Raw genomic sequence first — 20,145 nt, 5'->3', positions numbered from 1 at the left:
CAGGGCGGCTCAACCGCCCTCTCCCAATCGATCCAATGAACGGTGAAACCGTGAATGTTGAAATGCTGTGCCTCTCGATCCTGTTTGAAGAACAGGCAACGGGGTACGAGATAAACCAGCGGTTCAAGTTGGGAGAAGAGGCACTCTTCGCCGAAGCCAGCGTCAGCGCAATCTATCCCGCACTGCGCAAGCTCGAACACAAAGGTTTCGTCGACGTCCGGGTGCAGCCGCAGGCCGGCAAGCCGGCCCGCAAGATCTATCGCATTACCGATTCTGGGCGCGAGGCATTCCAGGCCATGCTGAACGAGCCCTTAGCCGACGACACCTTCGAGAGCCCGTTCCTCTATTTGATGCGGTTCGCTCATCTGCTTCCGCGTGAGGTGATCATCGATCGCATCGCATCGCGCGAGCGTCAGCTTGCAGCGGAGCTGACCTGCATCGGCGCTCTGATGCGCGAACATGGAACCGACGAGCGCCGCCGCTGGCTTTTGGAACAGCGCCAAGCGATGGCCCTAGCCCTGAAAGACAGTTTGGCGGCAGTGCTTCAACGCTGTAGCCGAACCAGCTTCAGCCCATTCCCAGAACGAGCACGTCGCGGGCAGGCACAGTGAACTTGCCCGCCGAGGACCCGGCTGCTTCACCCCAATAGCAATGGCCCGCGTTAAATGCCCCGGTGGCTAATGTGACGATCGTCTCCTGCGCCTCGCGGGTGGGGTTGATCAACCACAGCACTTTGCCTTGCGGGCCATCGTGCAGGCGGGCCTGCAAGACGTGGTTCGAGACGGCAACGTGCTGCGTCTTGCCTGTCCAGGCGAAAACATCAGCGAAATAGCCGAGGTTTTCCGCGTTGGAGGTCTTGAAGTAGGCGACGCCGGGATGCGTGCCAACCAGCAGTGATCTGCCGCTGCCGTGCTGGTTCTCAATCACGGCGATCCGGCCATCACTGAACTTGCCACGAACGGTACCGGTCGTGGGCGTATAGGACTGCAGAAACCCGCCGCCGACCAGTGTCTTGCCGTCGAAATCGAAGCGAATGCGGTTGGCGATATCGGGCATGAACTCGACTTCGTTCTCCCGTGCGCCGAACACCGCGTCGAGCCCGCTATTGGGCTGCACCGTGCCAACCTTGCCGCGGTCGCCGAAATAGCCGGGTGTCGCTTCTGAAATCAGCGTCCCGCCACCAGCAACCCAGTCGGCCAGGACTTTGGCGTGTTCAGCCGTAAGCATGATCGGGTAGGGGGCGTAGATGGTGTCGTACTCGGCGATATGGTCGATATGAACCCAGTCGGCCTGGATGTTGTTGTCGAAGAAACCCCGATAAGCGCCCCACATGGCTTCGCGATAGGTCTCGGGCTTGTGTCTGTGATTGAGCAAATAGTCCCACGCCTGCGCTTCGGGGATTACCAGAATGCCGACATCCCCTTTGACCGGCTTTGTCTCGAACAGCGGCTTCTGCTCTGGGGCGTTGGCCCATTTGCCGATAGCGCTGGCCATGTCCGAGCGGGGCGTGCGCGAGCCGTCCATGCCGTAGGAGCCAAACGCGCCAAATAGCGGACCGTCGAGCAGCGGGCGGTAGCGCAGATTCATAACGCCCGTGGCGCCGGCGGCGAAAGACGTCATGGTCAGCAGCCGAATGTCCTCCGGCTCCATCACCCGGCCATCTTCCTTGTCGCGGCCAAGCACCTGCGGCTGCAGCCATAGCGGGCCACCGGGCCGCTCTGCATGCCACCACTTCTTGCCGCGTGCGGCCGCACGGGTGAGATCGGGGCCGAAGAAATTCTGCCAAGTCTTGAAGCCTCGGCGGCTGGGAACCCAGGTCAGGCCGTATAGCTCGACTTTGGACGCCGCGAGCCAATCGTCGGAACCGTTGGCCGCCATATTGGGGATGGCGCCGCCGACGCCATGGGCAGCAATGAGGCATTCCTGATCGATCGCGCGGATCGTATCGATCTTGAACTGCATCTGGTCGTAGTAGTTCTGCTTCTTGAACTCGAGCCAATCGAGGTTTTCCGGGTAGGCGGCAATTTCGTGCGGCGGTTCGATATCGTCCCATTCCGCATAGGAATAGCGATACCAAGCCTGTGCCAAGGTATCTAGATCGCCATATTTCGCCTTCAACCAAAGCCGGAAGTCGTCCTTCATGAAGGGGGAATAGTCTACCTCTGCCGAATAGTTGACCTCGTTCCACACATCATAGCCGAGAAGGCCCGGGTGACCCTTGTAGCGGGTCGCCAGCGTAGTGAGGAACGCCCCGACGGCGTCCTTCACTTCGGGCGCATTCATGGTCAGCGAGCCTGCGCCGCCACCATTGTTTGCGAACCCGCCTGTGGCGGCACTCACGCCCATATTGGACGACAGCGGCCTGCCATCGGCGCGGAGTTGGCGCGCGTGGGCGAACTTGCGGTAGGCCCAATCGGGCGCGGTATGGGTGAGCTCGGCAATGACGGTCCTGAAGCCGTTCTTGGCGGCCAGGTCCATCTGCCGGTCATAGTCTTCCCAATCATAAACGCCGGGCTTGCGCTCGATGGCCGACCACATGAACCAGTGACGGAAGACGTTCATTCCGTCTTCGGCCGCCACGCCATAGTCCCGGTCCCAATCCTCCCGGGGCGGATTGGACTTGCGGAAATAGACCGCACCGAACGGAACCTGGGGGAGTTTGTCGAGAGGCATGGGAGCATTCCTTGGGCAAAGTGGCATCGTCCGGCGGAAAGCCGCCGCTCAAAAATTCGGGTAGTGGATGGCTGAGGCTAGCTTTCGGTGCCGGCCAGCGCCTCCAGGGTGCGGATCAGTGCCGAGTGGTCCTTGTCGCCGTCGCCACGCGCGATGGCCGCATTCATCAACTGCTGGGTGGCGCTGGTATTGGGCAGCGCGATATCGAGCGACTTGGCTGCGTCGATGGCCAGCGACAGATCCTTGCGATGCAGCCGGATACGAAAGCCGGGATCGAAGATGCGCTTGACCATGCGCTCGCCATGCACTTCGAGCACCCGGGACGCCGCAAAGCCGCCCATCAGCGCCTCGCGCACCTTGGCAGGGTCGGCGCCGGCCTGCTTGGCAAACAACAGCGCCTCGGCAACCGCCTCGATGTTGAGGCCGACGATGATCTGGTTGGCGACCTTTGCGGTCTGGCCATCGCCATTGCCGCCGACCAGGGTGATGTTCTTGCCCATGGTCTGGAACAGGGGCAGCGCCTTGTCGAACACTGCCTGCTCGCCACCCACCATGATGGTGAGCGCGGCGTTCTTGGCACCCACTTCGCCGCCCGAAACCGGTGCATCGAGATAGTTGCAGCCCAAGGCGCGGATGCGCTCCGCAAAATCCTTGGTGGCGACCGGCGAGATGGAACTCATGTCGATGACGAGCTTGCCGGCGGACAGGCCAGCGGCAACCCCATCGGCCCCGAACAGCACCGCCTCCACGTCCGGCGTGTCGGGCAGCATCAGGATGATGACGTCCGAGGTTTCGGCAACGGCACGGGCGCTATCGAGCGCAACGCCGCCCTGATCGACCAGGAACTGCGAGACTTCCTTGACCCGGTGCAGCGCGACGCTGTGGCCCGCAGCAATCAAATGGGCGGCCATTGGACGGCCCATGAGGCCCAGGCCGATAAATCCGATATTCATGGGACGTTCCTTACAAGTAGGGTTTCATCCAGCCGAGGCCAGCTGTGGTGCCGGCCTTGGGCTTGTATTCGCAGCCAACCCAGCCGTCGTAGCCAAGCCGGTCGAGTTCGGAGAGCACAAAGCCGTAGTTGATCTCCCCGGTGCCGGGCTCGTTGCGGCCCGGATTGTCGGCAATCTGTATATGGCCGATGCGGTCCTTGAGCCGGGCATAGGTCGACACCAGATCGCCCTGCATCACCTGGGTGTGGTAGACGTCGAACTGGATAAACAGATTGTCCGACCCCACCGCATCCAGGATGCGCTCGGCATGGTACGTGGTCGAGACATGGAAGCCCGGCATATCGCGCAGATTAATCGGCTCTAGCAACAGCTTGATGCCTGCATCAGCAAGGCGGGGCGCGGCGTATTTGAGATTGGCGACGAGCACGGCGTCGCGCTCTTCGGCTGAAGTGCCGGCGGGGGCGATGCCCGCTAGGCAGTTGATCTTCTGGCAGCCCAACGCCTGACCGTAGCGAATGGCGGTCGCGATACCCTCTTGAAATTGCTCCACACGATCGGCGTGGCAACCGATACCGCGCTCCCCAGCGCTCCAGTCGCCTGGCGGCAGGTTGAACAGCGCCTGCGTAAGGCCATTCGTCTGGAGCGCAGCCGCGACCTCTTCAGCCGGGAAGAGGTAGGGTTCGACATATTCCACGGCCTTGAAGCTGTCCTTGGCCGCCGCGGCGAAGCGGTCGAGGAAGGACAGTTCGGCATAGAGGAACGAGAGGTTAGCAGAAAATTTGGGCAATGAAAGTTCCTCAGGCGGTAAAGCGGGTGCGGTGCATCATCCGCTTGTGACGCGGATCAGGATGCGGCACGGCGGAGATCAGGCTCTTGGTATAGGGCTGCTGCGGATCGGTGCAAATCTGCTCGGCGCTGCCCATTTCCACCAGCTTGCCGCGGTGAAGCACGGCGACGCGGTCGCAGAAATAACGAACCACCGAAATGTCGTGTGAGATGAAGATGAAGCTCAAATCCAGCCGCTTCTGGATGTCGAGCAACAGATCCAGGATCTGCGCGCGGATCGACACGTCCAGCGCCGCCGTGGCTTCATCCGCAATAATGATCTTGGGGTCGAGTGCCAGAGCGCGGGCAATGCCGATGCGCTGCCGCTGTCCACCCGAAAAAGCATGCGGATAGCGCTCCATGACCATCGGGTCGAGCCCGACCAGTTCTAGCAATTCCCCCACCCGCTTCTCCAGCGCCGCACCACGCACCTTGCCGGAAACAATCAAGGGATCGCCGATCACTTCCTTGACCGTCATGCGCGGATTGAGCGAGGCAAACGGGTCCTGGAACACCAGTCGCACGTCACGGTGGAAGTTTTTGAGCTGGCGCTTGCTGAGCCCCGTCACATCGACCGGTTCACCCTGGCCGAAATAGGTGACCTGGCCCGATGTCGGCTCCACCGTGCGCAGGATCAGCCGCCCGAGCGTCGTCTTGCCCGAGCCGCTTTCGCCCACAATGCCCAGATTTTCGCCGGGATAGAGATCGAGGCTGATGTCGTCGACCGCCTTGACGGCAAAGTCATTGCCGCCAACCCAGGAGGTCGAAGCGCCATAGATCTTGTTGAGATTGCGCACGCTCAGCACCGGCTTGCGGTCCGCGGGCAGGGCCGTTGCGCGGGTGCTGGCGCGCGGGTTCTGCTCGAGTTTCACCGTCGAACCCAGCAGGCGCTTGGTATAGGCGTGCTTCGGATTATGGAAGATCTCGTCTGTGCTGCCGGCTTCGACGATACGGCCATAGTGCATCACGGCGACGGCGTCTGCTACCTCGGCAACCACGCCCATGTCATGGGTGATCAGCAGCATGGCCATGCCGCGACTGACCTGTAGCCGCTTGATCAGGTCGAGGATTTCGGCCTGCGTCGTCACGTCGAGCGCCGTCGTCGGCTCGTCCGCGATCAGGATTTCCGGGTCCGCCGCCAGAGCCATGGCGATCATTGCGCGTTGGCGCATGCCACCGGAAAACTCGAACGTGTACCGATCGATCATCTTGTCTGGATTGGGTATTTCCACCTGCCGCAGCAACTCGATTGTTTCGGCGCGCGCCTGTTGTTTGTTCATCCGCCGATGCAGAAGCAGCGCCTCGATGATCTGGCTGCCGATGGTGTGGACCGGGGAAAGCGAACTCATCGGCTCCTGAAAAATAAGCCCGATGCGCCCACCACGAATCTTGAGCAATTCAGGGCTGCGCTCGGTCAAAGGCGCAATGTCGATATCGCCATTCTTGCCGGCCAGCAGGATACTGCCGGAAGCAATGGACCCGTTGCGATCGAGGATACGCAGCAATGCCCGGGCGGTGACCGACTTACCCGAACCGCTCTCGCCAACAAGGCACAGCGTCTGGCCACGGCGCAGCTCGAAGTTGACATCGCGCACGGCGTGAAGAATTTCCGTACGCAGCCGGAAGTCGAGGCTCAGATTCTCGACCTTGAGCACGACGTCGCCGGCCTGGCCCTGTTGATTGCGTTCGGTTTTGACGGCTTGCATCTGCATGGCGTCAGCTTTCATAGGGGTCGGCGGCGTCGCGCAGGCCGTCGCCGAGGAAGTTATAGGCAAGCACCGTCAACACCACGGCCGCCGAGGGCCAGATCAGCAGCCACGGCGCGTTCGCGATAGTGCGCACATTCTGCGCGTCCTGCAGCAGCACACCCCAGGAAACCACCGGTGCCTTGAGGCCGATGCCAAGGAAGCTCAGGGCTGTCTCGGCGACGATCATCGTCGGAAGCGCCAGGGTCACCACCGCGAGGATGTGACTGGTGAGGGAGGGGAGAATATGCCGGAAAATCAGCCGGCGCTCGCTCGACCCGTCCAGCCTCGCGGCAGTAACGAAGTCTTCGCTGCGTAGGGCAAAGAACCGGCCACGCACTTCGCGCGCCAATCCTGTCCAGCCGAACAGCGAGACGATGAGGGTAATGACGAAATAAACCGTCAGGGGTGACCAGGTGAGCGGGATAGCCGCTGCCAGTCCCAGCCAGAGCGGAATGGTAGGCATCGAGGAAATGACCTCGATGACGCGTTGCACAACCAGGTCGACCCAGCCGCCATAAAAGCCGGAGATGGAACCCAGCACCACGCCGAGCAAAAGGCTGATGGTGACCCCGATCAATCCGATAGACATGGAAATGCGAGTGCCGTGGATAAGGCGGCTGAACAGGTCGCGGCCCAATTTGTCGGTGCCCATCAGGTACATGGTGTCGTTCGGGCTGAGCGGGCCGATGAGATGGATGTCGGACGGAAACTGGCCCCACAGCTTGTAGGGCGCACCTCTGACGAAAAAGCCGACAGGCACGACCTGGCTGTCATCGATCGCGTAGGATCTGCGCAATGAAGCCTGGTCAACCGTCATGGTGTAGCCGGTGACGTGCAACTGGAAGTGTCGATTGCCCTCGGCGTCGGTCGTGAAGAGCCGCAGTTCCTGCGGCGGAGCGTTGGTGAACTGTGGCCGGGCCGTCTCGGGCAGGGCAGGGGCCAGAAATTCGGCAAATATACCAACCAGAAAAAGCATCAGGATGATAACGCCTGCAACGAGCGCCACCTTGTTGCGAGAAAACTTGGCCCACATCAACTGCCAGGGCCCGGCCACCGCGGTTTGCACCGGCTTGCCGGCCTTGAGGGCAGAGACCGCGGGTCCTGCTTCGGGCGCTTCGTCGATAAAAGTGTGCTCTAGCATCAGTTGAACCTGATCCGGGGGTCGAGAAGGGCCAAGAGGATGTCCGAAATCAGCATGCCGACCAGCGTCAGCACGCCCATGAGGAGGATGAAGCTGCCCGCCAGATACATGTCCTGGCTGATCAGCGCCCGCAGCAGCAGCGGGCCGGCCGTGGGCAGGTTGAGGACGATGGCCGTGATGGTCACGCCGGAGATGAGTTCGGGCAGCACCCAGCCGATGGCTGAGACGAACGGGTTGAGCGCGATGCGGACCGGATACTTCACCACGGCTCGATATTCGGGCAGGCCCTTCGCCTTGGCCGTGATGACATAGGGTTTGCTCAGTTCATCCGTGAGATTGGCGCGCAGGATGCGGATGAGCGCCGCGGTGCCATTGGTGCCGATGACGATGATCGGGATCCAGAGGTGCGCCAGCAGGTCCACGAATTTGCCCCAGCTCCAGGGTGCCTCGACATATTCAGGCGAGAACAGCCCGCCCACGCTTTGGCCGAAATAGCGGTAGCTGAAATACATCAGCGTAAGCGCCATGATGAAATTGGGAATGGCGAGGCCAATGAAGCCCAGCAACGTAAAGCCGTAGTCCCCCACCGAATGGCGGCGCATGGCCGAATAGATGCCGATGGGCAGCGACACCGCCCAGACGAACAGCAGTGAGGCCAGCGAAAGGGCAAGAGTGGAACCCATGCGCTCCCAGATCAAATCGGCCACCGGCCGGTTCCATTCGAAGGAATAGCCGAAGTCTCCGCGGAACAGGATGCCGGTGATCCACTTCCAATATTGCAACCAGATCGGATCATCGAAGCCATAGCTGCGGCGCAGCGCTTCCAACTGCTCCGGATCGACGTTTTGCCCGCTGTCGGCCATGGTGGCCAGCATCGAGGTAACGTAGTCGCCCGGCGGCAACTGGATGATCATGAAGGCGATAAGCGACATGCCGAACAGTGTCGGGATCATGTAGATCAGCCGCTTGATCACGTAGTTCAGCATGACAAACTCGCCTAAGCCCAGGTGACGTGTATGACTTCGATCGTGTCGATGGACGGCACCACCACGTTCACGCGGCCGTCGGCAACAGTGCTCTCCACCGCGCCGCCGCCTACCAGCAATTCGGCCTGACCGAACTGCTTGCCTTGCGGAATAGCGATGGAAACCTCCTGCCGGCCAACGGGATAGACCTCGCGGATCGGCCCCTTCATCATCATGGGATTGGAGAGATTGTTGAGGATGATCGCAAGCCCGCTTGCGTCTTCACGCACACAAAGATCGAGCACCGAGCGTCCCCTGATCTCCACATCCGGGCGCTTGCTCAAAGCCCAGCGCACTACATTGCCGATCAGGCGGGAATGGTCGGCCGCCAGCACCTCCCAAAGGATGCCCCCGATATTCCAGGGAATGTAGACAGTCCGCCCGCCCGAGGCATGCTCGCGCGTGACGACAGCGGCCCCCTTCGGTTCTTCGCGTGGATAGACTTCCTCCATCGGCAGGTCGGGGAAATCAGGCACAAACAGGAAAGGCTGGACGGCGTCGGCAATCGTATCCACCGCCAGAAGCCTGGTGCCACCCATGATACGGTTGGCGCCGTCAAAACCTTCCGAGATCGGGTGCGATCCGTTGATCGCGACATAGGTGTTCTTGACCGGACCGCGCGCGGGCTTGGTCATGGTCACGCCCAGCAGCTTGCCCAGGGCAATGGCGTTGCGCGGTTTGTTGTCCGCCGTGCGGGTGGAAGTCTCGTGCGCCGCAACCACCGAACCGCCGCGTGCTACATACTCTTCCAGAGCCGTGATTTGCTCGTCGGAAAGGCAGGTGGAGTTCGCAAGGATGATGACCTTAAAGCGATCGAGCTGCGCCGCCGACATGGCTTGGTCGGAGGCCATTTCGAAGGGAATCTTGGCTTCGACCAGAGCCATATAGAAACCCAGATCATCGGCCTCCGCCTGGCGCTTGCTCCCCTGCCCATGGTGGCGAAGGGTGGTCGCAGGATCAAGGATCGCGATCTCCGCCGTTGGCGTCATGCGGCTCAGGATCGGTTCAAGATCGGCATGCAGCCCGAAACTGTCGGCGACAGGCTCAATCCAGCGGGTATCGGGCACAACGCCGTTGAATTTGGTGAACCAGGGCAGCAATCCCTGCGTGGTGCCATCGTCGATCCATGCCTGGATTTCGGCACCAGAGGTGACCGAGTCCTTCCAGCGATATTCTTCTTCCGGCCCGATAGAGGTGATGAGAATGGCGGGCCGCTCACGGAATGTGGCGCGCATGCGCTTGCCGTTGCGGCCACTCATCCACACCGGCTCAGTGCCACGACGACCTTGGTCGTCGACGCACAGGAATGGGCAATAGCGCTCGATGATGTCGAGATCGAATTCGGTCAGCGACACCGAGCCCATGTTGGGAATGAAGCTGGTGTGCGGCTTGATCACCTTCATCACCTCGTCCCATTCCACGACCAGTCGGCTCAGCACACCGCGGCGCCACGCCGTCCAGGCGAGCCATGCAGGGTTGTCCAAGCTCTCGTCCATCGGCAATTCGTGACCGGACGCAGCACGGAAATTGGTCTTGCAGCTATCGCAATAGCACACACCATGGCCCTGCCAGCGGTTGGCAAAAATGGCGTCGATGTCGTAGTTGGCGGTGATCTCCTTGAGCACTTCGGGCATGAACTTGAAGTTGTAGTCCGAATAAGCGCAGGTGATCCAAACTTCCGGGAAGGCCCAGTGGCGGCGCTTGTTGCCCTGCTTGTCGACGGCGATCCATTCGGGATGCGCATCGGCGGCATCCTGGTGGATGGCGTGGGGGTCGACGCGCGCCATCACATGCATGCCGAGCTTGCGGGCGCCGGCTACGAGGTCACCAAATGGATCGCTGTCGCCGATGAATTTGGAAACGTAGTGTAGCGGCACCTTGGACGGATAATAGGCGACATAACCGCCCGCGCTGATGCAGGTGGCATTAGAGCGTGTCCGCTTGAATATGTCGAACCATACCGCCGGGTCGTACTTGACGGGATCGTCCTCGGCCAGGGTCAGCTGGGTCCAGCGCGTGGCCGACTTGTACCAGTCGGGTGTACGAAGGTGGTCGGTGGATTGCGCCTTGGAGTCGAGCATGTCTGGTCCCGGATAAAGGGTAAGGGAGAGCCCTCGCCGGTCCTGGGAAGAACCGGCGTGGCGATTGATGATGGAAGCGCCGATCAGGCCTTGAAGAACTGCTCGGGTCGCGCTGGGCCGGGCGTTGGCCAGCCAAACGAGTTCGGCATGGTCTCCGGCAGGTTGACGACATCGTTCTTGACGATGCCATAGCCATCGGCTGGCAGACTCACGCCGAAGGTGAAGAACAGATCGGCCGCGTTCTGCAGCACCTGCGCCATCAACTCGTTCTGCTTGGCCGGTTCGGCTGTGGCGACCAGCGTGCGATAAAGATCCTGCTGCGCCTTTACTGCCTCTGGTGGCTCGATGGCTGCTTCGTTGTCGGGCTGGGTGTAGTAAAGCGACCAGCCGGGTGCATAGAAGCAGTTGTTGTTGATCGGCACGTAGAAGCGGGCGTCGAGCATCGCCGCGATGCCGGAGTTGGCGCCGAACTGGTGCGCGGTTGCGTCATATGCACGGCCGCGGCGCACACGTTCTTCCCAGAGAGAGCGGTCCATGGTGCGCATCTGCGCATCGATACCGACAGCCTGGAACATGGGAATGGCCAGTTCGAACATGTCGAGGAAGGTGGTGCGCGTCTGGTCGATCTCGAAGATGATCGAAACGCGACGGCCCTCGGAATCCAAGCGATAGCCTTCGCCATCCTTGTCGGGGATGATCGCGTCGAGCATCTCGTTGGCCTTGGCCGGGTCGTACTCGGTGAATTGCTTGGCCAATTGCTCATTGTAGAGCGGATCATCTTCCCGCATTGAAGGCTGGGCCGGCGAGCCCTGGCCCACGAACACCGCATCGATCAGTGCCTGCCGATCGATCGAAAGGGAGAGCGCCTGCCGGAACTCGATGGTGTTGAACAGCTCGTTCTTGGCCGGATCCTCATGGTTCAGATTGAGCTGGAAGGCCATCACGTTGGCCGCCGTCTCCTTGAGGGTATAGAAGTGATAATCCCCGGATTCCTGCCCATCGAACAGCACCGGCTTGTTGGCCGGGGTGGCGATATATTGGTCCATGATGTCGATTTCGCCCTGCAGCGTCTTGAGCAGCAGCACTTCTGGGTCGGCCACCATCTGGTAGACGATGCGATCGAAATAGGGAAGTTGGGTGCCCTCGGTATCAACCTTGAAATAGTAGGGGTTGCGCGTGGCGATTGCCTGCTCGGTGCTTGAGCCGGGTGCGCTCTCGAACAGCCAGGCATTGAGCGTTGGACGGTTGCCGTTCTGGAAGAACGTGTTGTCATCCAGCATGCCGATCTCGCGCTGGAACAGGGCGATCCAGCTTTCAAGGCCCTCCGCCTTGGCAAGGGCCTCGGCCTCGGGATTGTAGCGGAGATGGAACTGCTCGAGATAGTGCTTGGGCGTGCGGGTCATCTGGTCCTGCTGGGCCCAAGCGAGCTGCTGCACAAAGAAGCCGTTGGGGCCGGGGAAGATGACCTTGAAGGTCTGCTCGTCCACGACTTCGAGCTTGGCCGGCTCGCCATCGACCCGCCACCAGGCATTGCCGCCCAGCGAGGTCTCCTCATCCATGAAGTAGGCGTCGTACCAGAACTGAACGTCGGCCGTGGTGAAGGGATGTCCATCGGACCATTTGTGGCCCTTGCGCAGGGTGAAGGTGTATTCGGTGGCTTCCGGATTGACCGACCAGGATTCGGCGGCGTTTTCCACCAGGCCCGACCACTCGGGATCGAATCGGACCAACGGCTCATAACCCTGATAGCGCACCAGCATCGAAAGCGAGCCGCCGCCCACCAGCGCATGGTTCCAGTCGCCGCCCTGCTGCCCAGGACGCTCCAGAGGCGTGATCACCAGCGGATTGGTAGGTAACCTGTCTGCGACAGGGGGCAGCTCACCCGCGTCGACCTGCGATTTGAGAAAGGCTGACTCCTGAGCCTGAAGCCAGGTTGGCATGGCCAGCGCGCCTGCAAAGGCTGAACTGGCGACGATAAAAGCCCTGCGGCTGATACTTTCCATTTGATCTCCTCCTGCTAACCGCCTGCGACGTTGTTAGCTGAGGTGAGCTTGCGACTCGTATTTCGTTAGGTAAAGCGTTATGTTGATATTGATGTGGATCTGTGGACTACGTTAGCTCTGCTTGCTGGGAAACCGGCGCTGCAGTAAGCGGTTGGGCGTCCCGAGGGTAAAAAATGTCACGCGTGACGCTATCGACGATTGCCAGGCAAACAGGTTTATCAAAGTTCGCCGTTTCGCGTTCCCTCTCTGGCAAGGATGGCGTGAGCGAGGAAACCCGCAAGCGTGTGCTCGACGTGGCGGCGGAACTCGGCTATGCGCGCGCCGCGCCGGAAGTCACCAGCTTGGTGCTGGGCGTGGTGTTCCATGACACCGACCTGATCAATTCCGAGTTGCACCTGCTGATCCAAAGCGGCTTCCAGACGGAGGCGCAGCGCTGCGGCTATCAGGTGCGCATGTGCTGGGCTCATGAGGCCGACGCGGTGGTGGCCTTCGCGCGCGGGTGCAACGGCGTGGCCCTGGTCGGCCCCCATCCGCATGGGAGCATGCAGGCCATCATGGCCCTCGGCGTGCCCGTTGTGCGCAATACATGGATGGACCCGCTGGACCCCTATGACATCGTGTCGGGCACGGACCACGAGGCCGGCTCTGCAGTTGCGGACTTCCTGCTTGGCCTGGGTCACCGCAAGATCGTCTACGTCCAGGGAACGCCGGGCTATCGCGGGCGTATCGAGCGCTTCTATGGATTGCGGGAGGTGCTTGAACGCCATGACGACGTTGTCTTCCGCGAGATGAAATTCCAGGCGGAAATGCGCTTCACCGAACACCTCAAGGAGGTGCACGAGAGCGGCTTTTTCCCCACGGCGTTCTTTTGTGCCCATGACGGCATGGCGCTCACCGTCGTCTCCGAACTCCTGCGCCTGGGCTATCGCATTCCCGAACAGGTTTCGGTGATCGGTTTTGGCGATTATTCAGCGGCGACCCAGATTTCCCCCCAACTCACCACAGTCAAGGTTCACGGCCGCCAGATCGGCAGCGGCCTGGTGCGCATTCTCGATGATCGAATCACCGCGCGTATCGCGCCCGACTTCGCCGTGCGCATGATGTTCGCCTCGCACCTGGTCGTTCGCGACTCGACCGGCCCGGCTCCCGATGATGGACCCAAGCTCACAGCTGCCGGTTAGGACTGCCCATTGGCCTCGCCTGGAACCCTGACGCCCGCGCTGCCGTTCCAGTGCCGCCCACAGAGTACCCAAAATGGATCTTGGCAGTCTGGCGATCTATATCGTCCTTGGCTTCATCGCCCAGCTCATCGATGGCGCTCTGGGGATGGCCTATGGGCTGATATCGACCTCGGCACTGCTTGCTGCGGGAGCGCCTCCGGCAATCGCCAGTGCGAGCGTCCATGCCGCCGAGATGGTGACGACGGGCCTCGCTGCGGGCTCTCACGTCTGGAACAAGAACGTCGATTGGTCGGTGTTCAAGCGGCTGCTGCCGGCAGGCATCGTCGGCGGCGTCATTGGGGCCTATCTGCTCACCGACCTTCCTGAAACGCCGGTCAAGATTTTCGTGGTCGTCTATCTTGCGGCCATGGCACTCCTGATCCTGTGGCGCCTGTTTAGGCAACGGCAACGGCGCAGACGGGCCGGGCGCTTGATCCCGATAGGCGTTGCCGGCGGCTTTCTCGACGCCCTGGGCGGCGGCGGTTGGGGACCCATGGTAACCTCGACGCTCATCGCTCAGGGGGATGAGCCTCGCAGTTCCATCGGGTCGGTCAGTGCATCGGAGTTCTTTGTAACACTGGCCATATCGATCACCTTCATCACTCAGCTCGATCTCGCCAACTATGGTCACATCGTGTTGGGCCTGATCATCGGCGGCGCGATTGCCGCGCCATTTGCGGGCTTCCTTGCCCGTGTGCTGCCGCAAAAGCTGCTGACCGGCATCGTGGCCGTCGTAGTGATCGCCCTCGCCATTTATAATTTCACCCAACTCGGGCTAAATTTCGGCAGCTGAAGCGGTCGTAAACCGGCACTGCACCGTGCCCAAAGCGTCGCAACGGGAACTCCCCGGCAGCGGATGGGATTAACTCCACCATCACAGGAGGACGAAATGCCTGCAAAATCCAAAGCGCAGCAGAAGGCCGCCGGGGCTGCCCTGTCGGCCAAGCACGGCGACACCAAGGTCGGCGATCTGCAGGGTGCGTCGAAATCGATGTACAAGTCGATGAGCGAAAAAGAGCTGCACGACATGGCCTCGACCAAGCGCAAGGGCAAACCCGAACACGCTTCCAAATCTTGAGCGCGTACTCTGCAATTCGGAACGCTCGTGTGAGTGGAAACATCGAAACGGAGCAGGTCTCGCTCCGTTTCGCGTCGAACTGCGCTGTGCGGCGCTGCCCACCTCGGACTTTTTCGGAGCGCTTGTCGATGAGTGAGGCAAAGAACCCCTGGTGGCACACCGCCACCATCTACCAGGTCTACCCACGAAGCTTCTCCGACAGCAATGGTGACGGCATCGGGGACTTGCCCGGCATCATCCATCGGCTCGATTACCTCGCCGATCTGGGGGTCAGCGCCATCTGGCTCTCGCCCATCTTCAAATCGCCGATGGACGACAACGGCTACGACATCTCCGATTACCGCGAAGTTGCGCCGGAATTCGGCACTCTGGCTGATTTCGATCATTTAGTGGCAGAAGCCAAAGCGCGCGGCATCGGCATTATCCTTGACCTTGTGGTCAACCACTCCTCCGACGAACATCCTTGGTTTCTCGACGCTTGCACCGGACGGGACAGCCGCTATCGCGACTTTTACATCTGGCGGGATGCGGCGCCAGGCGGCGGCGTGCCCAACGACATCCCTTCAATTTTTGGTGGTTCCGCATGGAGCTTCCACGAGTCGACCGGTCAGTATTATTTCCACCAGTTCACCCGCCGCCAGCCCGATCTTAACTGGGAAAATCCGGAATTGCGCGCGCAAGTCTACGAGATGATGAACTGGTGGCTCGACCGCGGCATCGCCGGCTTCCGCATGGACGTCATCGACCTGATCGGCAAGGAACCTGATCGCGGCATCACTGCCGAAGGCCCGTACTTGCACCGCTACCTCCAGGAAATGCACGACAAGACGTATGGCGGGCGGGACGTGCTGACCGTGGGCGAAGCGTGGAGTGCCACGCCGAGTTCGGCCTTGCGCTATTCCGGGCGCAACCGGAACGAGCTTTCCATGGTCTTTCAATTTGAACACGTCACCCAGGCGTGGGATCCTGAGCATGGCAAGTGGCGGCCTCGGGACTTTGACCTCGTGGCGCTGAAGAAAGTGCTGGGCAAGTGGCAGCTGGCCTTGGCCGACGATGGCTGGAATTCGCTGTTCTGGGGCAATCACGATCTGCCGCGGGCCGTCTCGAAATATGGCGATATTTCCGGCTATCACACGGAATCTGCGAAGATGCTCGCGACCGTACTCCACCTGCTCAAGGGCACGCCCTATGTCTATCAGGGTGAGGAGATCGGCATGACCAATGTGCCTTTCACCACCATCGAGCAATACAAGGACGTCGAGACCCTCAACATGCACCGCCTTCATCTCGAAGCGGGGCTATCGCCAGACGACTTCATCGCCGGTGCCAATGCGAATGGCCGGGACAACGCCCGCACCCCGATACAGTGGACTGACGCCGAGCATGCCGGCTTCACCACCGGCATTCCTGGATCGAGGTCAATCCGAATTTCCGGCACATCAATGTCGATGCCAGCCTGTCGGATAGCTCATCCATCCTCAACCACTACCGGGCGCTGATCCAGCTTCGCAAGCAGCACCCCGTGATCGTCTACGGCCGCTACCAGAGCTATCTGGATCAGGACCCGCAATTCTTTATCTACACAAGGACTTTGGGCGACCAACGGCTCCTCGTCATTGCCAATTTCAGCGCCAAGGAAGGCACTCTGGAACTTCCCGAGGAACTGCACCTGGCCGGCCAGTGCATCAGCTACAATTATCGACCCTTTGAACGGCTTGGCGCCACATTGCAGCTCAAGCCATACGAAGCCTTCGCGGTTCTCGGCGCCAAGCGCTGAGACTTTGGCGATACAGCTACACAGGTGAGGCATGCACACCGATACCCAGTATTTCATCGACCGACACGATGCGGGCCGCATGCTTGCCGAAGCGCTGGTCGGCAAGGCGCTTGATAACCCCATCGTTTTGGCGCTGCCCCGCGGTGGCGTACCCGTGGCCTTTGAAGTCGCCCGCGCGCTCGGGGCCGAAATGGATTTACTGATCGTGCGCAAGATCGGAGCGCCGAACGCTCCCGAATATGGAATCGGGGCTGTCGTCGGTGGCGCCCACCCGCAAGTGGTGCTGAATCAGGATGCGATGGATAGCGTCCGGCCGTCTCCGGACTATGTTTGGGCGGAAACCGACAGGCAATTTGCCGAGGTCGAACGCCGGCGTGAGGCGTATTTGGGGCAGCGGCCGCCAGCGGAACTGGCTGGACGAACGGTAATCGTTATCGATGATGGCGTGGCAACGGGCGGCAGTGCCAAGGCCGCCTTGCTGGGTATCCGCCAATCGGGTGCCGCCCGCATCATCTTCGCCGTGCCGGTCGGCCCCAGCGACAAGATCGATGAGCTGGCCCAATATGCCGATGAAGTCCTTTGCCTCTATGCGCCCAAGCATTTCCAGGCTGTTGGCCTGCACTACGCCGATTTCAGCCAGACCACCGACGAGCAGGTGAAACACTTGCTCGAAACCGCCCGGCCGACCTCGGCGAAGACACCGCCTCCGCTCTGAGCGCCCTGGTTCAAACCTCCGGCACGCTCAACGGTGCCAGCGCACGCTTTTGCGCTGCGATGCGGAAAGGCGCATTCAGCGCGCCATAGCCGCGATATCCGGCGCCACGTTGCACGATCTCGAAGAAAAATCCTTCGCCCACGTTGGTGGAATAAAGCTGGAAGAATTCGCCTTCCGCATCCCGGTCATAGAGAATGTTGGCGGCGCGCAGCCGGTCCAGCATATCGGCCTCGATGCCAAGCCGGGCCTGCAAATCGTCATAGTAATTGGGTGAAATCTCGAGCGTCTTCATGCCATTGCGGCGCAGCGCATCAGCGGTGGCGAAGATATCGTCACTCGCAAATGCCAGGTGCTGGATGCTCGAGCCGAAGGTTTCCGCAATGAAGCGGCCCGCGAGCGTGCGGTGGCTTTCGGCGCCATTGAGCGTCAGCCGCAAGGACCCAGAGGCATTTTCGATCACTTGGCTGCGCACCAGCCCGGATGGGTCGACGACATCGACCATGGGGCTCTTCTCCGCCACGAATATCGAGCGGTAGAACAGGATCCAGGTCAGCATCTCCTCGTAGTTCATGGTCTGGGCGACATGATCCACGCGCCGCAGTCCGGCGTCACTCCTCTGCTGGGGATCGTCCACCACCTCGAATTCGATATCCCAGACCCGTCCCAGCGGGCTCTTTTCGTCCAGAAAGTAGATAACCCCGCCGCCAATGCCCCGCACCGCGGGAATACTGAGCTGGTCGGGCCCCACGCGCTGGCTGAAGAGCTGGGCCCCCAGCGCCCCCGCGCGTTGCACGGTCGCGGCGGCATCATCCACCATCAGCCCCAGCGCATAGGCCGACGTGCCATGAGTAAGATACGCCGAGTGCGCCAGCCCCTCGCGCTCGGTATTGATGACGATGTTGATATCGCCCTGGCTGAAGCGGTCCACCGCCTTGCTGCGATGCCGGCCGGTGAGCCGGAAACCGAGTTGCCGCAGATGGCCGGCCAGCGTCTCCGCCTCCGCTTCATCGGCCGCAAACTCCACGAACGCGACCCCCTGCACGTCCACGCGCGGCGGCAGTACAGGCACATCGATCGCGATATCGGGCTCCGCGATGCGCACCTGGTCCATCAGGTAAACCAGCGAGCGATGACCATCCGCCGCGATGGTACGCGGCGAGCCGCTGCGGAACTGGTCGTTGAAGATTTCCAGTGAAATCGGCCCGTCATAGCCCGTTGCCGCGACCGCCCGCATGAAGTCGGTTACCGCCAGATCGCCTTCTCCCGGCATGCTGCGGAAATGCCGGCTCCAATAGAGCAGATCCATATCGATCAGTGGCGCATCGGCAAGTTGCACGATGAAGATCTTGTCGCCCGGTATTGACCGGATCGAGTTCGGATCGAGCCCGCGTGACAAGGTGTGGAAGCTATCGAGAATGATCCCGATATTCGCATGATCGGCACGCCGCACGATCTCCCAGGCATCTCGATGGTCGTTCACATGGCGCCCCCACGCCAGGGCTTCATAGCCGACACGCAAACCGTGCCGCGCCGCACGCTCGCCGAGTGCGCGCAGATCGTCGGCAGCCCGATCGATTCCCCCCAGTGCCAGCGGCGACACATTGGAGCAGACCAGCATCAGATCGGTTCCCAATTCGGCCATCAGGTCGAACTTGCGCTCCGCTCGCTCGAACGCCTGACTGCGCTGTGGCTCGGGCAGGCCCTCAAAATCACGGAACGGCTGGAACAGAGTGATGGTGAGGCCGAGATCCGCCACCATGCGCGCCACGTCGCGGGGCGAACGGTCATAGGCCAGGAAATCGTTCTCGAAAATTTCAACGCCATCAAAGCCTGCCGCCGCAATGGCCTCCAGCTTCTCCCGCAGATCGCCGCTGATCGAAACGGTCGCTATCGATGTCCTCACGGTGCTCCCCTCCCATGTTGCATCAAAGAGTACGAACTAGTTAGTACATTTGCAAGCGAGGCTGTGAGGGCGGAGAAAGGGGGCTCCGTCCGAGCTCCGCAATGGTCCTTCTGTTCCCCCTAAGGCAGGACTCTCCAGGTGACACGACCATGCACCACTCACCTCGCCCCTGAGGGGAGAGGTCGGCGCGAAGCGCCGGGTGAGGGGTTCAGCGCCACGGCTCAAGCCGAGAAACCTTCACCCTCCACCTAATTCTTTCCCCAGGAATGCACCTGGCGGGGCAGGGAACACCCCTCAATCATCACTCAGCCGATCCGCCCGCACCATGAACCGCTGCACCATATCTACCGTCTGCCGCCGCAACGACTCCTGATACGCCGCACTACCCACATCCTTGCCAAAGATTTTGGAAAAGGTAGCTCGATTGGAAACGTTGAAAAAACACAGGGCGCTGATCTGCCAATGGATTTCCAGCGGGTCCAGCCCCGGCCGGAACAGTCCTTCAGCCAGCCCCTTGGCATAGATAGCCTCGATATTGGCGATAGCTGTGACATTGAGATCGCGCACAACGCTGGATCTTTCGAGAAATTCGGCATGGTGGATGTTCTCGATCATCACCATGCGGATGAATTCCTCATGCTGGTGATGATGGTCGAACGTGAATTCAACCAGCCGCTGCAACGCTTCGCGCGGCGGCAGGCCCTCGATGTCGAGCTTGGCTTCGCCCTCGCGCACCTGCCTATAGGCATTTTCGAGAGCGCTGACATAAAGGCCCTCCTTGCTGCCGAAATAATAATAAATCATCCGCTTGGACGCGCGGGTCTTCGCCGCAATTTCGTCGATGCGCGCGCCGGAAAGCCCGTTCAGCGCAAATTCCTGCGCCGCCACTTCGATAATGTTCTGCCTGGTTCCTTCCGGGTCCTGCGTACGGGAGGCACCCTCGCGTGCACCGGGCCGTGTTGATGAAACTGAAGTGACCATGCCGTCGCAGCCTTCCCCGGCG

At 61.0% G+C, this 20,145-nt stretch carries 16 protein-coding genes and 1 pseudogene; 7 read left to right on the top strand and 10 right to left on the bottom strand.

Annotated features, from left to right (window positions below; translation table 11 throughout):
• Positions 1-35 precede the first annotated feature (35 nt).
• A complete protein-coding gene (locus C8264_RS06765) occupies positions 36-611 on the top strand; it encodes a PadR family transcriptional regulator (protein ID WP_162783492.1) in 576 nt (191 codons plus the stop codon).
• Here the strand turns inward: C8264_RS06765 and C8264_RS06760 are convergent.
• From C8264_RS06760 to C8264_RS06725, 8 genes are all read right to left on the bottom strand, one after another.
• Positions 568-2,673 (bottom strand): beta-galactosidase, encoded by a 2,106-nt coding sequence (locus tag C8264_RS06760; protein ID WP_108460203.1) that lies wholly within the window; start codon positions 2,671-2,673, stop codon positions 568-570. The genes C8264_RS06765 and C8264_RS06760 overlap by 44 nt on opposite strands.
• Positions 2,674-2,750: 77 nt before the next feature.
• A complete protein-coding gene (locus tag C8264_RS06755) occupies positions 2,751-3,626 on the bottom strand; it encodes a 2-hydroxy-3-oxopropionate reductase (RefSeq protein ID WP_108460202.1) in 876 nt (291 codons plus the stop codon).
• Positions 3,627-3,636: 10 nt separating this feature from the next.
• Entirely contained in the window at positions 3,637-4,413 is a 777-nt protein-coding gene (hyi, locus tag C8264_RS06750) for a hydroxypyruvate isomerase (protein ID WP_108460201.1), read from the bottom strand.
• A gap of 10 nt (positions 4,414-4,423) precedes the next feature.
• A complete protein-coding gene (locus tag C8264_RS06745; protein ID WP_245892969.1) occupies positions 4,424-6,163 on the bottom strand; it encodes an ABC transporter ATP-binding protein in 1,740 nt (579 codons plus the stop codon).
• A 4-nt stretch (positions 6,164-6,167) separates the two neighbouring features.
• The gene (locus C8264_RS06740; protein WP_108460200.1) at positions 6,168-7,340 is read right to left on the bottom strand and encodes an ABC transporter permease; all 1,173 of its coding nucleotides are present in this window, start codon (positions 7,338-7,340) and stop codon (positions 6,168-6,170) included.
• Complete coding sequence (locus C8264_RS06735; protein ID WP_108460199.1) at positions 7,340-8,326, bottom strand: ABC transporter permease; 987 nt, start codon at positions 8,324-8,326, stop codon at positions 7,340-7,342. Before C8264_RS06735 ends, C8264_RS06740 begins: the two co-directional genes overlap by 1 nt.
• Before the next feature lie 11 nt (positions 8,327-8,337).
• Positions 8,338-10,446 (bottom strand): family 10 glycosylhydrolase, encoded by a 2,109-nt coding sequence (locus C8264_RS06730; protein WP_108460198.1) that lies wholly within the window; start codon positions 10,444-10,446, stop codon positions 8,338-8,340.
• 83 nt (positions 10,447-10,529) lie between these two features.
• Positions 10,530-12,449, bottom strand: a complete 1,920-nt coding sequence (locus C8264_RS06725; protein WP_108460197.1) for an ABC transporter substrate-binding protein — start codon at positions 12,447-12,449, stop codon at positions 10,530-10,532.
• A 173-nt stretch (positions 12,450-12,622) separates the two neighbouring features.
• On the opposite strand from C8264_RS06725, the gene C8264_RS06720 reads away from it, so the two are divergent.
• The 6 genes and pseudogenes from C8264_RS06720 to C8264_RS06700 all read left to right on the top strand — a co-directional run bounded on the left by C8264_RS06720 (position 12,623) and on the right by C8264_RS06700 (position 17,239).
• Positions 12,623-13,630 (top strand): LacI family DNA-binding transcriptional regulator, encoded by a 1,008-nt coding sequence (locus tag C8264_RS06720; protein ID WP_108460196.1) that lies wholly within the window; start codon positions 12,623-12,625, stop codon positions 13,628-13,630.
• A 73-nt stretch (positions 13,631-13,703) separates the two neighbouring features.
• Complete coding sequence (locus C8264_RS06715; protein ID WP_108460195.1) at positions 13,704-14,462, top strand: sulfite exporter TauE/SafE family protein; 759 nt, start codon at positions 13,704-13,706, stop codon at positions 14,460-14,462.
• 96 nt (positions 14,463-14,558) lie between these two features.
• Positions 14,559-14,747, top strand: a complete 189-nt coding sequence (locus C8264_RS06710) for a DUF3008 family protein (protein WP_108460194.1) — start codon at positions 14,559-14,561, stop codon at positions 14,745-14,747.
• Positions 14,748-14,875: 128 nt separating this feature from the next.
• A pseudogene (locus C8264_RS06705) lies at positions 14,876-16,224 on the top strand (alpha-glucosidase); the annotation flags it as partial.
• A 45-nt stretch (positions 16,225-16,269) separates the two neighbouring features.
• Positions 16,270-16,524 (top strand): alpha-glucosidase C-terminal domain-containing protein, encoded by a 255-nt coding sequence (locus tag C8264_RS22480; RefSeq protein WP_245892967.1) that lies wholly within the window; start codon positions 16,270-16,272, stop codon positions 16,522-16,524.
• Positions 16,525-16,555: 31 nt separating this feature from the next.
• Positions 16,556-17,239, top strand: a complete 684-nt coding sequence (locus C8264_RS06700; RefSeq protein WP_108460193.1) for a phosphoribosyltransferase — start codon at positions 16,556-16,558, stop codon at positions 17,237-17,239.
• Between the two features lie 10 nt (positions 17,240-17,249).
• On the opposite strand, the gene C8264_RS06695 is transcribed toward C8264_RS06700, so the two are convergent.
• Together C8264_RS06695 and C8264_RS06690 are read right to left on the bottom strand one after the other, a co-directional pair.
• Positions 17,250-19,142, bottom strand: a complete 1,893-nt coding sequence (locus tag C8264_RS06695; protein ID WP_108460192.1) for a bifunctional sugar phosphate isomerase/epimerase/4-hydroxyphenylpyruvate dioxygenase family protein — start codon at positions 19,140-19,142, stop codon at positions 17,250-17,252.
• Between the two features lie 294 nt (positions 19,143-19,436).
• Positions 19,437-20,123 carry a TetR/AcrR family transcriptional regulator gene (locus C8264_RS06690; protein WP_108460191.1) on the bottom strand — a complete coding sequence of 229 codons (687 nt, stop codon included), beginning with the start codon at positions 20,121-20,123 and terminating at the stop codon, positions 19,437-19,439.
• Between the last annotated feature and the right edge of the window lie 22 nt (positions 20,124-20,145).

The sequence above is a fragment of the Devosia naphthalenivorans genome (assembly GCF_003056355.1).
Lineage (GTDB): Bacteria > Pseudomonadota > Alphaproteobacteria > Rhizobiales > Devosiaceae > Devosia > Devosia naphthalenivorans.
The sequence above is the reverse complement of the archived record's forward strand: the minus strand, read 5'-3'. Positions and strand labels throughout refer to the sequence as shown.